Source organism: Azospirillum cavernae, from assembly GCF_003590795.1.
GTDB classification, from domain to species: Bacteria; Pseudomonadota; Alphaproteobacteria; order Azospirillales; family Azospirillaceae; genus Azospirillum; species Azospirillum cavernae.
Genome location: NZ_QYUL01000001.1, coordinates 1978257 through 1993329 on the forward strand (window position 1 = coordinate 1978257; position 15073 = coordinate 1993329).

14 protein-coding genes are annotated in these 15073 nt (G+C 66.0%); 11 read left to right on the forward strand and 3 right to left on the reverse strand.

The window, feature by feature from the left end; translation table 11 throughout:
- Positions 1–25: 25 nt before the first annotated feature.
- The 6 genes from D3877_RS09070 (at position 26) to D3877_RS09095 (ending at position 8257) form a co-directional block, all read left to right on the forward strand.
- On the forward strand, positions 26–532 hold the full coding sequence (locus D3877_RS09070) for a hypothetical protein (protein ID WP_119830288.1): 507 nt from the start codon (positions 26–28) through the stop codon (positions 530–532).
- Positions 533–630: 98 nt separating this feature from the next.
- On the forward strand, positions 631–2460 hold the full coding sequence (locus D3877_RS09075; RefSeq protein WP_119830289.1) for an extracellular solute-binding protein: 1830 nt from the start codon (positions 631–633) through the stop codon (positions 2458–2460).
- Between the two features lie 130 nt (positions 2461–2590).
- The gene (locus D3877_RS09080) at positions 2591–4417 is read left to right on the forward strand and encodes an extracellular solute-binding protein (protein WP_420796894.1); all 1827 of its coding nucleotides are present in this window, start codon (positions 2591–2593) and stop codon (positions 4415–4417) included.
- 38 nt (positions 4418–4455) lie between these two features.
- Positions 4456–5568, forward strand: a complete 1113-nt coding sequence (locus D3877_RS09085) for a microcin C ABC transporter permease YejB (RefSeq protein WP_119830291.1) — start codon at positions 4456–4458, stop codon at positions 5566–5568.
- A 9-nt stretch (positions 5569–5577) separates the two neighbouring features.
- Positions 5578–6618, forward strand: a complete 1041-nt coding sequence (locus D3877_RS09090; protein ID WP_119830889.1) for an ABC transporter permease — start codon at positions 5578–5580, stop codon at positions 6616–6618.
- Positions 6619–6625: 7 nt separating this feature from the next.
- Complete coding sequence (locus tag D3877_RS09095; protein WP_119830292.1) at positions 6626–8257, forward strand: ABC transporter ATP-binding protein; 1632 nt, start codon at positions 6626–6628, stop codon at positions 8255–8257.
- Between the two features lie 3 nt (positions 8258–8260).
- Here D3877_RS09095 and D3877_RS09100 read toward each other — a convergent pair whose 3' ends face one another.
- Both D3877_RS09100 and D3877_RS09105 read right to left on the reverse strand, forming a co-directional pair.
- Positions 8261–8782 carry a GNAT family N-acetyltransferase gene (locus D3877_RS09100; protein ID WP_238474794.1) on the reverse strand — a complete coding sequence of 174 codons (522 nt, stop codon included), beginning with the start codon at positions 8780–8782 and terminating at the stop codon, positions 8261–8263.
- A gap of 21 nt (positions 8783–8803) precedes the next feature.
- The gene (locus D3877_RS09105) at positions 8804–9448 is read right to left on the reverse strand and encodes a glutathione S-transferase family protein (protein ID WP_119830293.1); all 645 of its coding nucleotides are present in this window, start codon (positions 9446–9448) and stop codon (positions 8804–8806) included.
- A 201-nt stretch (positions 9449–9649) separates the two neighbouring features.
- On the opposite strand from D3877_RS09105, the gene D3877_RS09110 reads away from it, so the two are divergent.
- The 4 genes from D3877_RS09110 to D3877_RS09125 all read left to right on the forward strand — a co-directional run bounded on the left by D3877_RS09110 (position 9650) and on the right by D3877_RS09125 (position 13344).
- Positions 9650–11020 (forward strand): leucyl aminopeptidase family protein, encoded by a 1371-nt coding sequence (locus tag D3877_RS09110; RefSeq protein WP_119830891.1) that lies wholly within the window; start codon positions 9650–9652, stop codon positions 11018–11020.
- A gap of 164 nt (positions 11021–11184) precedes the next feature.
- Entirely contained in the window at positions 11185–12207 is a 1023-nt protein-coding gene (gene fliG, locus D3877_RS09115; protein ID WP_119830294.1) for a flagellar motor switch protein FliG, read from the forward strand.
- Between the two features lie 165 nt (positions 12208–12372).
- Positions 12373–12762: a hypothetical protein gene (locus tag D3877_RS09120; protein WP_147395121.1), complete on the forward strand. Its 390-nt coding sequence runs from the start codon at positions 12373–12375 to the stop codon at positions 12760–12762.
- A gap of 117 nt (positions 12763–12879) precedes the next feature.
- Complete coding sequence (locus D3877_RS09125; protein ID WP_119830296.1) at positions 12880–13344, forward strand: MarR family transcriptional regulator; 465 nt, start codon at positions 12880–12882, stop codon at positions 13342–13344.
- 34 nt (positions 13345–13378) lie between these two features.
- On the opposite strand, the gene D3877_RS09130 is transcribed toward D3877_RS09125, so the two are convergent.
- Entirely contained in the window at positions 13379–14305 is a 927-nt protein-coding gene (locus D3877_RS09130; RefSeq protein WP_119830297.1) for a 2-hydroxyacid dehydrogenase, read from the reverse strand.
- Positions 14306–14401: 96 nt separating this feature from the next.
- Here D3877_RS09130 and D3877_RS09135 point away from each other — a divergent pair, with 96 nt between their 5' ends.
- On the forward strand, positions 14402–15067 hold the full coding sequence (locus tag D3877_RS09135; protein WP_119830298.1) for a pseudouridine synthase: 666 nt from the start codon (positions 14402–14404) through the stop codon (positions 15065–15067).
- Positions 15068–15073: the final 6 nt, after the last annotated feature.

Below are 15073 nucleotides of genomic sequence, written 5' to 3' on the forward strand. Positions count from 1 at the left end.
ATCTCTGGATTGTTTGGAAATCGTTATGACCGCAATCGAAACCCCATCCCGTTCCGTCTTCGAAACATCCCCTGAAAAGCTGCGCCCCTTTCTGGAGGGGTTGGCCGCGCGGGTGGCGGGCGGGGCCAACTGGATGGTGCGCAAGAAGACGGTCTGCGACCTGCTGCTGGGCCTCGACGCCTTTTTCGCCTTGCCGGAGGCCGAGCGGCAAGCCCTGTTGGCCGACGGCGCGGCGGCGACGGATGGCGAGGACGGCGGCGGCGGTCCCGCCGATTTCCGCAATGTCCTGCCGCTTTATGTCGGCGCGATCCTGGAAGGGCTGAACGAGAAAGTCATTTCGGAAGCCGAACAAGCCGCCATTTATCTCCTGTCCATCCATCCCGAACACCAGAAGGCGGCGGAGGGGTGGATGCTGAGCGACCCGCGCCACGGCAAGGCGGTGCGCAAGCTGATGCGGTCCGACCGCCGTTACCGTCAACTGATGGACCGCATGAACGACCATTGGCGCACGACCAACCAGCAGACGGCCTGACCAAACGCCCACCCGCCCCCGGTCAACGGATTACCCCTTGACCGGAACCGATGGCTGACGGTCAATCACAGGCGTTCTGACCAACGACGGTTCCGCCGATGCGCCGTGTTCTTGCCGTTGCCGCCACGCTCCTCGCTCTCGCCATGCCCGCCTTTGCTGGAACAAATGTCGTTCCGGCTCTGAAACAATTTGGCGAACCACTGTTCAAGCCGGATTTCCAGCATTTCCCGCACAGCGACCCCGACGCGCCCAAGGGCGGCGCGGTGACGCTGGCCGCGCCCGGCAGCTTCGACAGTTTGAACGGGCTGATCCTGCGCGGCGTCCCCCCGCGCACGCTGGGGCTGATCTCCGACACGCTGATGGTCCCCTCAGGTTGGGAACTGGACGCCGCCTATGGCGCGCTGGCCGAGAGCGTCGAACTGCCTGATGATCGGTCCTGGGCGATCTTCACCCTGCGGGCGGGCGCGCACTGGCACGACGGCGAGCCGGTGACGGCGCGGGACGTCGTGTTCACCTGGGACCAGTTGCAGGCGCACGGCGCGCCCTTCCTGAAATCCTTCCTCGACCGCGTCAAAACGGTGGAGGCGCTGGACGACCGGCGGGTCAAGATCACCGTCAATGGAGTCGGCGACATCAAGCCGATCATTGATTTCGCCGTCACCCTCACGCCCCAGCCGCAGCATTGGTGGACCGCCAACGGGCGCGACATCTCCAAGACGACGCTGGAACCGCCGCTCGGCAGCGGCCCCTACCGGATCAAAAGCGTCGATGCCGGGCGCAGCGTCGTTTATGAGCGGGTCGCCGATTATTGGGGCCGGGATTTGCCGGTGAATCGGGGCCTCTACAATTTCGACAGCGTCAAGATCGACTATTACCGCGACGACGACGTGATGTTCGAGGCGTTCAAGGCGGGCGCCTATGATTTCCGCCCCGAATACCGGGCGCAACGCTGGTCCACCGGCTATGATTTCCCCGCCATGCAGGATGGCCGAATCGTCAAACTCGCCGTGCCCAGCGACTTGCCGCTTGGCGCGCAGGGCTTTCGGCTGAACACCCGCCGCGCCGCCTTCGCCGACCCCAAGGTGCGGGAGGCGCTGGGCCTGCTGTTCGATTTCGACTGGATCCGCAAAAACATCCTGTCCGGCCAATACCGCCGCACCCGCTCCAACTTCCCCAATTCGGAGTTTGGGGCCAGCGGCCTGCCCTCCCCCGCCGAGTTGGCCTTGCTGGACCCCTTCCGCGCCAGCCTGCCGGAGCGGCTCTTCACCCAACCCTATGAACCGCCGACCACCGACGGCAGCGGCAACAACCGCGCCCAACAGCGCGAGGCGACGCGGCTGTTCAAGGAAGCGGGCTGGGAAGCTCGCAACGGCAAACTGACCAACGTGAAAAGCGGCGAAATCTTCCGCATCGAGTTTCTCGACGGCAGCGGCGCCCTGACCCGCGTGATCCAGCCCTACATCGAGGCCCTGCGCAAGATCGGCGTCGAGGCCAGCCTGCGCATCGTCGACAGCGCCCAGTATCAGGCGCGGTTGGACGATTTCGATTTCGACGCGGTCGTGGTGAACATGAATTTCTTCACCCCGCCGGGCACCGAATTGCGCGGCTATTTCGGCTCAGCGGCGGCGGCGACCAAGGGATCGGCCAATTACGCCGGAATCCGCGAACCCGCCGCCGACTCTCTGATCGAAAAAGCCCTGTCGGCCAAGGATCTGGACAGCGTGCAGGCCGCCACCCGCGCGTTGGACCGGGTGCTGCTGTGGGGCTTTTACATGATCCCGCACTGGCACAACCCCGACAATTGGATCGCCCACAAAACATGGCTGGCCCACCCGGCGACGCCGCCGAAATACGACCAGGATTACCGCAACAGCAATTTCCCGGCGACCTGGTGGGTGGATTCGGCCAAGCTGGGCGCGCGGCCTTGATGTGGCCCCAATGACGGGCTACTTCGGGACGAGCGGAAGCAAAAAGAAAGGGTTGGGCATGAGGGGTCGGACGCGCGTGACATTGGCCGGGATGATCGGCGCGACGCTGTTGGCGGCGGCTGCGCCCGCGATGTTGGTCGCGGCTGCGCCCGCAATGTTGGTGGCGGCTGCGCCCGCGATGGCGCAAGAACGCGGCGCCCACGCCATCGCGCTGCACGGCGCGCCGAAATACGGGCCGGACTTCCAGCATTTCGACTACGCCAACCCCAACGCCCCCAAGGGCGGCGAGGTCAAGCTGTCGGCCTTCGGCGGCTTCGACAACCTCAACCCCTTCATCCTGCGCGGCCAGACCGCCGCCGGGTCCGGGCTGGTGTTTCAGACCCTGACCACCGGCAGCGGCGACGAAGTCACCACCGAATACGGCCTGCTCGCCGAAACCATCCAGATCGCCCCGGACCGCAGCGCGGTGTCCTTCACCCTGCGCCCGCAGGCCCGTTTCAGCGATGGAACGCCCGTGACCGCCGACGATGTGCTGTGGAGCTTCCAGACGCTGCGCGAGAAGGGCCACCCGCTCTACCGCACCTATTACGCCGACGTCGTCAAGGCCGAGAAAACCGGCGAACGCACCGTGACCTTCACCTTCCGCAACACCGACAACCCCGAACTGCCCATCATCATGGGCGCGTTGTCAGTGCTGCCCAAGCATGCGTTCGAGAACCGCGACTTCGCCGCCACGACGCTGGAGCCGATGGTCGGCAGCGGCCCCTATGTGGTGGCCGAGGTGCAGCCGGGCCGCTCCATCACCTACCAGCGCGTCGCCGATTGGTGGGCGAAGGATCTGCCGGTGAACCGGGGCCGCTACAATTTCGACCGGCTGCGCTACGATTATTACCGCGACCTCGACGTCGCGTTCGAGGCGTTCAAGGCTGGGGCCTATGATTTCCGGCTGGAGCATTCCTCGAAAAACTGGACGACCGGCTACAACACCCCCGCCGTCAAGGATGGCGAGATTGTCCGCGAAGAGATCAAGCATCAGGATCCGCAGGGGATGCAGGCCTTCGTCTTCAACATCCGCCGCCCGATCTTCCAGGATCGCCGGGTGCGCGAGGCGCTGAATTATCTGTTCGATTACGAATGGACCCGCGCCAATCTGTTCTATGGCCTGTACCAGCGGACCAAGAGCTTTTTCGCCAACTCCGAACTCGCGGCGACCGGCCTGCCCTCCCCCGCCGAATTGGCGCTGCTGGAACCCTATCGCGGCAAAATTCCTGACGAGCTGTTCAGCAAACCATTCGAGCCGCCGAAAACCGACGGCAGCGGCAACATCCGACCGAATCTCCGCGCCGCGCTGGGGATTTTCAAAGAGGCCGGGTGGGATCTGAAGAACAACAAACTGACCAATCTGGAAACCGGCGCGCCCTTCCGCTTTGAGATTCTGATCGCCCAGGCCGACTTGGAGCGGGTCATTCAACCCTTTCTGCGCAATCTGGAACGCGCCGGGATCGAGGCGAGCATCCGCGTGGTCGACACCGCCCAATATCAGAATCGCATGGACAATTTCGATTTCGACATGACCACCGAACGGTTGGCTCAGTCATTGTCGCCGGGCAACGAGCAGCGGGATTATTGGGAATCCTCGCGGGCCGATCAACCGGGCAGCCGCAACACCATCGGCATCAAGAATCCGGTGGTGGACGCGCTGGTCGAAAAGATCATCGCCGCCCCCGACCGCGAGGCGCAGATCGCCGCCACCCGCGCGCTGGACCGTGTGCTGCTGTGGAATTGGTACGTCATCCCCCACTGGCACGACAGCGTGCACCGCGTGGCCTATTGGAACCGCTTCTCCCATCCGCCGATCGCCGCGAAATACGGGCTTGGCTTCTCCGACACCTGGTGGGTCGATCCGGCCAAAAACGCCCGGCTGACGAGCAGCGCGCGCCGCGCGGCGGCGCCGTGACCATGCGCCATCGCTGAGACGGAAGCGGGACACCCCCCATGCTGGCCTACATCATCCGCCGCCTGTTGCTGATCGTGCCGACCCTGTTCGGCATCATGGTCGTCAATTTCCTGATCGTGCAGATCGCCCCCGGCGGCCCCATCGAGCAGATGATCGCCCGCGTGCAAGGCACGGCGGTGGAGGCCACGGCGCGAATCAGCGGTTCGGCCAGCGGCGACACCGGGGTGAACGTCCAGCAGCACGGGCAGACCGGCGGCGACAGCGGCAACCGTTATCGCGGCGCGCAGGGGCTGGATCCCGTCTTCATCAAGCAGTTGGAAAAGGAATTCGGCTTCGACAAGCCGCTGCCCGAACGCTTTTTCCACATGATGTCGAACTATGTGATGTTCGATTTCGGCAGCAGCTATTTCCGCGACCGCCGCGTCGTCGATCTGGTGATCGAAAAGATGCCGGTGTCGATTTCGCTGGGGATCTGGACGACGCTGATCGTCTATCTGGTCTCCATCCCGCTGGGCATCGCCAAGGCGGTGCGCGACGGCCAGCCCTTCGACGTCTGGACCTCGGGCGTCGTCATCGTCGGCTACGCCATCCCCGGATTCCTGTTCGCCGTGCTGTTGATCGTCGTCTTCGCCGGGGGGCGTTACCTCGACTGGTTCCCCCTGCGCGGGCTGGTGTCGGACAATTGGTCCAGCTTGCCCTGGTACAAGCAGGCGCTGGATTACCTGTGGCACATGGTGTTGCCGGTGCTGGCGATGGTGATCGGCGGCTTCGCCGGGCTGACCATGCTGACGAAAAACTCCTTCCTGGAGGAGATCGGCAAGCAGTATGTCGTAACCGCGCGCGCCAAGGGGCTGAGCGAGCGTCATGTGCTGTACGGCCATGTCTTCCGCAACGCCATGCTGATCGTCATCGCCGGTTTCCCCGGCGCCTTCATCGGCATCCTCTTCACCGGGGCCATGCTGATCGAGGTGATCTTCTCGCTCGACGGGTTGGGGCTGCTGGGGTTCGAGGCGGCGATCAACCGCGACTATCCGGTGATGTTCGGCACGCTGTATTTCTTCACCCTGCTGGGGCTGGTGATGAATCTGGTCGGCGACGTCACCTATGTGATGGTCGATCCCCGCATTGATTTCGATTCACGGAGCGTGTGAGCCGTGACGCTGACCCCCATCACCCGCCGCCGTCTGGCGAATTTCCGAGCCAACCGGCGCGGCTTCTGGTCCTTTTGGATCTTCCTGGCCCTGTTCCTGCTGTCGCTGGGGGCGGAGTTCATCGCCAACGACAAGCCGCTTTTGATCCGTTACGACCAGACGCTCTATTGGCCGGTCTTCAACGCCTATCCCGAAACCACCTTCGGCGGCGAGTTCGAGACGGAAACCGATTACCGCGACCCCTTCGTGCGCGACTTGATCGAAGCCAAGGGCTGGATGGTCTGGGCACCGGTCCGCTACAGCTACCGCACCATCAACTACAATCTGCCGGTTCCCGCCCCGGCCCCGCCATCCGCCGACAATTGGCTGGGCACCGACGACCAGGGGCGCGACGTGGTGGCCCGGTTGATCTACGGCTTCCGCATCTCCGTGCTGTTCGGGCTGGCGCTGACCGGCTTTTCCTCAATCATCGGGGTGATGGCGGGGGCGGTTCAGGGCTATTTCGGCGGGTTGACCGATCTGCTGTTCCAGCGCTTCATCGAGATCTGGCAGGGGCTGCCCACCCTGTTCCTGCTGATTATTTTGGCCAGCGTGGTGACGCCGACCTTCTGGTGGCTGTTGGGCCTGCTGCTGCTGTTCTCCTGGACGTCGCTGGTCCATGTCGTGCGGGCGGAGTTCCTGCGCGCGCGCAATCTGGATTATGTGCGGGCGGCGCGCGCGCTGGGGGCGAACGACGTCACCATCATGGTCCGCCACGTCCTGCCCAACGCCATGGTGGCGACGCTGACCTTCATGCCCTTCATCCTCAACGGCTCGATCACCACCCTGACCGCGCTGGATTTTCTGGGCTTCGGCCTGCCGCCGGGATCGCCCTCGCTGGGCGAGCTGCTGGCGCAGGGCAAGGCCAATTTGCAAGCGCCCTGGCTTGGCCTGACCGCGTTCTTCGTGCTGGCGCTGATGCTCAGCCTGCTGATCTTCATCGGCGAGGCGGTGCGCGACGCCTTCGACCCGCGCAAGACCACCGCCGCCCTGTCCAACCAACAAGGCTGAACCGCCCATGACCGCCGCGCCCCTTCTCTCCGTCACCGATCTGCGCGTCGCGTTCCGCGCGTCCGGTGGGACTGTTCCGGCGGTCAAGGGCGTGTCCTTCGCCATCGCCAAGGGCGAAACGCTGGCGCTGGTCGGCGAGTCCGGCTCCGGAAAATCCGTCACCGCGCTGTCGATTCTGCAACTGCTGCCCTACCCGATGGCCTGCCACCCAGCCGGGTCGTCGATCCGCTTCAACGGCGTGGAGATGGTCGGGGCCGACGAGCGGACCTTGCGCGGCGTGCGTGGCAACCGCGTCGCCATGATCTTTCAGGAGCCGATGACCTCGCTGAACCCGCTCCATTCCATCGAGCGGCAGATCAACGAGACCTTGTTCCTGCACAAGGGCCTGTCCACCAGCGCCGCCCGCGCCCGCACGCTGGAGCTGCTGCGGCTGGTCGGCCTGCCCGACCCGGAAAAGCGGCTCTCCGCCTACCCGCATGAGCTGTCGGGCGGCCAGCGCCAGCGGGTGATGATCGCCATGGCGCTGGCCAACGAACCCGATCTGTTGATCGCCGACGAGCCGACCACCGCGTTGGACGTCACCATCCAGGCGCAAATCCTGGAGTTGCTGAAGGATCTGCAACGCCGCTTCGGCATGGCCCTTCTGCTCATCACCCATGATCTGGGGGTGGTGCGCAAGATGGCCGACCGGGTGTGCGTGATGAACGGCGGCGAGATCGTCGAACAGGCGGCGGTCGCCGATCTGTTCATCCGCCCGCAACACCCCTACACGCAAAAACTCCTGTCCGCCGAGCCGCGCGGCAACCCGCTGACGCCGCCCGAAAACGCGGCGGAGGTGATGGCGGCCGATCAGGTGAAGGTGCATTTCCCGATCAAAAAGGGCCTGCTGCGCCGCACCGTCGATCACGTCCGCGCGGTGGACGGCGTGTCGGTGTCGGTGCGTCAGGGCCACACCGTCGGCGTTGTCGGCGAATCGGGATCGGGCAAGACCACGCTGGGGTTGGCCCTGCTGCGGCTGCACGCCAGCGCCGGGGCGATCCGCTTCGATGGAACCGACATTCAGGGCTGGTCGGCCAAACGGCTGCGCCCGCTGCGCCGTCAGATGCAGGTGGTGTTTCAGGACCCCTATGGCAGCCTGTCGCCCCGCCTGTCGGTCGGCCAGATCATCGGCGAGGGGCTGAGCATCCACAAGATGGGCGACCAAGCCGAACGCGACCGGATGGTGGCCCGCGCGTTGGAGGAGGTCGGGTTGGACCCCGCCTGCCGCGACCGCTACCCGCACGAGTTTTCCGGCGGCCAGCGCCAGCGCGTCGCCATCGCCCGCGCCCTGGTGCTGAAGCCGAAATTCATCGTGCTGGACGAGCCGACCTCGGCGCTTGACATGTCGGTGCAGGCGCAGATCGTCGATCTGCTGCGCGACATCCAGGCCCGGCACAATCTGGCCTATCTGTTCATCAGCCATGATCTGCGCGTGGTCCGCGCGCTGTCCAGCCACGTCATGGTGATGAAGGACGGCAAGGTGGTCGAACAGGGGCCGACCCAGCGCATCTTCGAGAACCCGCGCGAGGATTACACCCGCGCCCTGCTCGCCGCCGCGCTGAATCTGGAGGCCGTCAAGCCGCAAGCCGTGCGCGGCTGAGGGTTACAGCGGGTCGCGCATCATCCGCAGGCTGGGAATGACGATGCTCGCCCCGACGCGGACGTCGAACGGGGCGAGCAGCCGAAAGCCCTGCGACTGGTAAAAGGTCTGGGCGACGAGGCTCGCGTAGCACTCCAACCGCCGCACGCCGCCGGATCGCGCGTCGGCGACGCAACGCTCGATCAGCGCCGCGCCGACGCCGCGCCGGACCCAATCCGGGTGGGTGGCGAAATGCCGGACATGGCCCAGCGTTGGGTCCACCGGATCCTGCGGAGCGTCGGGCCGCTCCAGCGACCAGCCGCCACAGCCGATCAACGCCCCCTCCGCCGTTTCCACCGCGTAGAAGCGGCCCGACCGCAACAGCGCCGGGTTGGCCCGCATCATGAACGGCAACGCCTGGGACAACGCCCCCGGCGGATAGCCGGGCGCCATCAACGTCGTGTAGCAAACGCGCAACAGGGCGCTGACCGCGTCGGCGTCGTCCGGGCCGGTCGCCCGAATCACCGTAAGATCGGGGGCTGTCACGCCGTCACAACCGCCCAACGCTCACAGCTCCAGAACCCAGGGTTCGGCCTTGGCGGCGGCGGTCCATTCCCGCATGGCGGGCAGCGCCAGAACCGCGTCCATATAGGCGCGCGCCGTCTCATCGACCGCCACGCCGTAGGTGACGAAACGGGTGACGACCGGGGCGTACATGGCGTCGGCGACGCTGAAGCGACCGAACAGGAACGGCCCGCCCTGGCCGAAACGGGCGCGGCAATCGGCCCACAGCGCTTGAACGCGGGCGATGTCGGCGGCGCTGTCCGGGTTCAACCCCTGGCCGCTGCGGTCCGTCTTCAGATCCATCGACATGGCGTTGCGCAAGGCGACGAAACCGGAATGCATCTCCGCCGACGCCGAGCGGGCGACGGCGCGGGCGTAAGAATCCTCCGGCCACAACGCGGCGGCGGGGGCCAATTCGGCGGCATACTCGCAAATCGCCAGCGAATCCCAGATCACCCGGTCGCCGTCGATCAAGCAAGGCACCTTGCCAGTGGGCGAATGGGCAAGAATCTGGGCGCGGGTGTCGGGCTGACGAAGCGGAATGACGGTTTCCGCAAAGGGCAATCCGGCCTGCTTCAGCGCCAGCCACGGGCGCAGCGACCAGGAGGAATACGCCTTGTTGCCCAGAATCAGCGTCCGCTCGCTCATCATCAACCCGTGCACGAAGGAATGGGACGACGAGCATGCCGGGGGACGATGGCGCGCGCAACCCCCGCCTGCGCATGGCTCGACCAGCCGCCTTTCGCCGCATCTCTCTGGCGCGCCGCCGCATTCCCCCCTTTTCAGCGCGGCTTTCGCACGCCATCCTTAAAGAACGATGACCGTTTGATTGCCAAAGGATCGCCCGTCTTGCTCGCCACCCTGCTCGCCGTCGCCACCCCGGACACCGTCGCCCTCATCCCCGTGACCAAGGCCGATCTGCCGGGCTGGCTGGCCGACCAACCAGCGGCGACCGCCGCCTGGCTCAAGACCGTGGGCTTCGCCGGAGAGGCTGGCAGCTTCGCCTTTCTGCCGGGCGACGGCGCGCCTCGCGCGTTGGTCGGCGTGTCGGCGCTGGATGATCTGTGGGCCTTCGCCGGACTGCCGACCGCCTTGCCCGCCGGAACCTACCGGATCGACGCCGCCCTGGACCGCCACGCCGCCACCCGCGCGGCGCTGGGCTGGGCGCTCGGCGGCTACCGCTTCACCCGCTATAAGAAGACGGACAAGCCGGTCTCCGGGCTGGTCTGGCCCGCCGAGGCCGACCGGGGCGAGGTGGAGCGCACGGCCAGCGCCGTCTTCCTGGTCCGCGATCTGGTCAACACCCCCGCCTGCGACCTCGGCCCCGCTGAACTGGCCGACGCCGCCCAGGCGCTGGCCGAAGAGTTCGAGGCTGGGTTGGACGTCATCGTCGGCGCCGATCTGCTTGACCGCGATTATCCGGCGATCCACGCGGTCGGTCGCGCCAGCCCGCGCGCGCCGCGCCTGATTGATCTGCGCTGGGGCAACCCGGAGCATCCCAAGCTGACCATCGTCGGCAAGGGCGTCTGTTTCGACACCGGCGGGCTGGATTTGAAGCCGTCCTCCGCCATGCTGATGATGAAGAAGGACATGGGCGGCGCGGCGCACGCGCTGGCGCTGGGCCGCATGGTGATGATGGCCGGGCTGCCGGTGCGGCTGCGCGTGCTGGTCCCAGCGGTGGAGAACGTCGTCGGCGGCGACGCCTTCAAACCGATGGACGTGCTGAAGACCCGCAAGGGCCTGACGGTGGAGGTCGGCAACACCGACGCCGAAGGCCGCCTGATCCTGTGCGACGCGCTGGCCGAGGCGGATTCGGAAAAACCGGCTCTGCTCATCGACTTCGCCACCCTGACCGGGGCGGCCCGCGTCGCTTTGGGGCCGGATTTGCCCGCCCTGCTGTGCAACGACGACGCGCTGGCCGCCGATCTCCAAACGGCGGGAAGCGAGGTGGAGGATCCCCTGTGGCGGCTGCCGCTGTGGGCGCCCTACCGCAAGGGGCTGGACAGCAAGCTGGCCGACATTGGCAACGTGACCAGCAACGGCTTCGCCGGGGCCATCACCGCCGGTCTGTTCCTGCAAGAGTTCGTGTCCAAGGAAACCCCCTGGGCGCATCTGGACACCTACGCCTGGAACGCCAGCCCGCGCCCCGGCCGCCCGGAGGGTGGGGAGGCTTTGGGCCTGCGCGCGGCCTACGCCGTGATCGCCAAGCGGTTTGGCTGACGAAAGCGCCGCTCCCAAACGCGCGGATCGGGAGGGGGGACCGCATTTGTCCCCGCCCCGATCCGCCGAAGGAATGGCGCCGTGGTTTGGAACGTATTACAACACAGTTATTGTTGTGATGGTCGCCGGGTTGGTCGGCGCGGCGACGGGGTGGAGACGAGCAGATGGCGCTGAAGGTTCGTGAGGATTTCCGCACCCTCACCGGCCCGGAAAAGGCCGCGATCCTGATGCTTGCCTTGGGCGAGGAGCATTCGTCCAAGCTGTTTTCGATGATGGACGATGAAGAGATCAAAGAACTGTCGCAGGTGATGGCCAATCTCGGCACCGTGTCGGCCAACATCATCGAACGGCTGTTCGTCGAATTCGCCGAACAAATGTCGGCCACCGGCTCGCTGGTCGGCTCGTTCGATTCCACCGAACGCTTGCTGATGAAGACCTTGCCCAAGGACAAGGTCGATCAGATCATGGAGGAAATCCGTGGTCCCGCCGGTCGCACCATGTGGGACAAGCTGGCGAACGTGAATGAATCCGTTCTGTCCAACTATCTGAAAAACGAATACCCGCAGACCGTCGCGGTGGTGTTGTCGAAAATCCGCCCCGAACACGCCGGGCGCGTGCTGACCCAGTTGCCGGAAAGCTTCGCCATGGAAGTCATCATGCGCATGCTGCGCATGGAGGCCGTGCAGAAGGAGGTTCTGGACGACGTGGAGCGCACGCTGCGCACCGAATTCATGACCAATCTGGCCCGCACCAGCCGCCGGGACAGCCACGAAATGCTGGCGGAAATCTTCAACGGCCTGGACCGCACCACCGAACACCGCTTCATGGCCGCGTTGGAAGAACGCAACCGCGACAGCGCCGAACGCATCAAGTCGCTGATGTTCACCTTCGAGGATCTCTCGAAGCTCGACCCGTCCGGCGTCCAGACCCTGCTGCGCACGGTGGACAAGCAAAAGCTGGGCACCGCGCTGAAGGGCGCCTCGGAAACGCTGAAGGATCTGTTCTTCTCCAACATGTCGGAACGCGCGGGGAAGATCATGCGCGAAGACATGGCGGCGATGGGTCCGGTCCGCGTCCGCGAGGTGGACGAGGCGCAGATGTACATGGTCCAGCTCGCCAAGGATCTGGCGGCGCGCGGCGAACTCGTCATCTCCGAAGGCAGCGGCGAGAACGAGTTGATTTACTGATCGCCAGTTCCCGCGTTGGCGCGCGCCAACGCGTATGCTGCACTGAAAAATAGAATTTTCGCACGTCCCTGAATGGCGTTACCCCTGGCGTGTGAACGTCAATCAACGATGGGGGCGGCGGTGAATTCTCCGGCGGATGTCGCGCAGGCGTGGATGAACATGTGGATGGCGCCCCTGTCCGGCGCGTTTCAGCCCGGCGCCAAAATGCCCCTGTCGGGCAACGTCACCCAAGACATCAACCCTTGGGCGCAATGGATGAAGAACGCCAATTTCGGCATGTTCAACATCAACGTCGGGACCGGCAAGCACGCCGAAGCCGAACGCAAGGTCGAGCAGGAGTTGGGCGGCCAGTTTGAAGTGCTGATGATCGTCACGGAGGCTCTGGCCGTGCTGGTGAAGGACGTCAACGTCGCGGCGTTGCCCGCCGACCGCGACCGTCTGGCCATCTTGAAGCTGAAAGAGCTGGTGGACGAGTTGGACGTCTTCCCCGACGATTACTGGAACTGGTCGGCCCCGACGCCCGCCCCGAACCATCCCGCTGTGATCGACGCGTGACATCGCACAGATCGTTGGGCTGGCCCGCGAAAGGCTTGCTTGAATGGGGCCGGTTGGGCGACACTCGGCGCGCGTGAATCGGGTGTGTGACCGGACGCGGATTGGCTGGGGGGAAGCATGGCTCGGAACCTCAAGGCGCTTGGGTTGTGGCGGACGGCGCTGGTCGCCAGCGTTCGGCAAGACGGGCCGGACCTGTCGGCCCGTCAGTTGGCGATCCTGCTGCAAGTCTATCTGACCGATCCGCCCCACACGGTGCGCGGGCTGGCCGCGTTGTTGAACATCTCCAAACCCGCCGTCACCCGCGCGCTGGACCGCCTGTCGGTGTTGAGCTTCGTCAAGCGCAAGCGCGATCTTGAGGACAAGCGCAACGTCCTGGTTCAGCGCACCGTCAGGGGCAGCGTCTTCCTGTCCGACTTCGCCGAACTGGTGATCGCCGCCGGGGCCGTGACCGAAGAGGACATGGCCGTCGTCCGCGCCGAAGACGCGCTGGCGCTGGCCGCCAAGGCCCGGTTGGAAGCCAACCTCAAACCCACCGCCGCCGCCCCGCCGCCGCCGTCCGTCGAAGCGACGGCGGTTCTTTAAGGGGCGGTTTTGTAGACGGCGGCTTGCCGCTCTCTCAATAACCCTGCTGACGGTCCACCTGATTCGGCAGGGGCCGCCCGGCGCGAAAGGCGTTGACCGCCGCCGCCACCTGATCGGCGGAGCGCGACGGGTGGGTGATCGCCGCGACGTGCGGGGTGACGCGGATCGCCGGATGGCTCCAAAAAGGATGCCCGGGCCGCAGCGGTTCTTCGGCGAAAACGTCCAGGCTCGACCCGCGCAGACGCCCCGACTCGAGCGCTGCCAACAGATCCGCCTCCACCAGATGGCCGCCGCGCGCGGCGTTGACCACCACCGCCCCCGGTGGCAAGGCGGCGAACAAATCCGCGTTCAACAGGCCGCGCGTGTCCGGGGTCAGCGGCAGCAGGCAAATCAGAATGTCGGTCTGCGGCAGCATCGCGGCCAGCCCGTCGGCCCCGGCGAAACTCTCCACCCCGTCGACGCTCTTCGGAGTCCGGCTCCAGCCCAACACCCGGTAATCCAGGCTGCGCAGGGTGCGCGCCGACGCGGTTCCCAACTCCCCCAACCCCAGAATGCCGACGGTGACGTCGCGGGCCGGTTTGTGGCCCAACGGCTGCCAGCGCTCCGCCGCTTGCAAGGCGGCGTACTCCTCCATCTGGCGGTGCCAGCGCAGAACCTGGAGCGCCACATAGCCCGCCATGTCGACCGTCAACCCGTCCGACACCATGCGAACCAGTGGAACGTCGGGCAGCGTCGGATCCTCCAACAGCGGCTCCACGCCGGCGCCCAGCGACAGGATCAGCCCCAGATTCGGCAGGCTGGCCAGCATCCCGGCGGGCGGCTTCCACACCAGCGCCATGGTGATGTCCGCCGAATCGCCGACATCGGGCCAGACGCGGAACTCCAAACCGGGAAGCCGTTTGGCGATTTCGAGGCGCCAATCCTCAGCGTTGTCGCTGGCGGAGCAGAACAGAAGCGTCACAGCCGGTCCCCTGCTATGAAGGATGAAGGACGGCGACCATAGCGCCTTTCCGCCGGTCCTGACCCATTCCCGATCCGCAAGCCAGAAAGTCCGCCCGTGCCGCGCCTGATTTTGCTGAACAAGCCCTATGGCGTGCTGCCGCAATTCACCGACGACCAGGGCCGCCCGACTCTGGCCGCCCATGTGCCAATTCCCGGCGTCTACGCCGCCGGACGGCTCGACCGCGACAGCGAGGGACTGCTGGCCCTGAGCGACGACGGCGCGCTGATCGCCCGCATCGCCGCACCGAAGAACAAGATGGCGAAGACCTATTGGGTGCAGGTGGAGGGCGTGCCGACCGACGCGGCGCTGGCCGCGCTGCGAGCAGGCGTTACTCTGAAGGACGGCCCGACCCTGCCCGCCGAGGTGGAGCGGATCGACGAACCCGCCGATCTGTGGCCGCGCGACCCGCCGGTCCGCTTCCGCGCCGCCATCCCGACAAGCTGGCTGGCCCTGACCCTGCGCGAAGGCCGCAATAGGCAGGTCCGCCGGATGACGGCGGCGGTCGGCTTCCCAACCCTGCGCCTGATCCGCTGGTCGATTGGCGATTGGACGCTCGACGGTCTGGCCCCCGGCCAATGGCGCGAGGTGACGTTGCCGCAACCGGAGCCGGGCAAGCCGCAACGGACCAGAGCCGCGTCCGCCAAGCCGGAAGGTCCCAAGCCGCAACGTCCGCGCAAACCCGCCACCCCGGCGACCAACGCGCGCAAGCGGCGGCGTTAGGCCAAC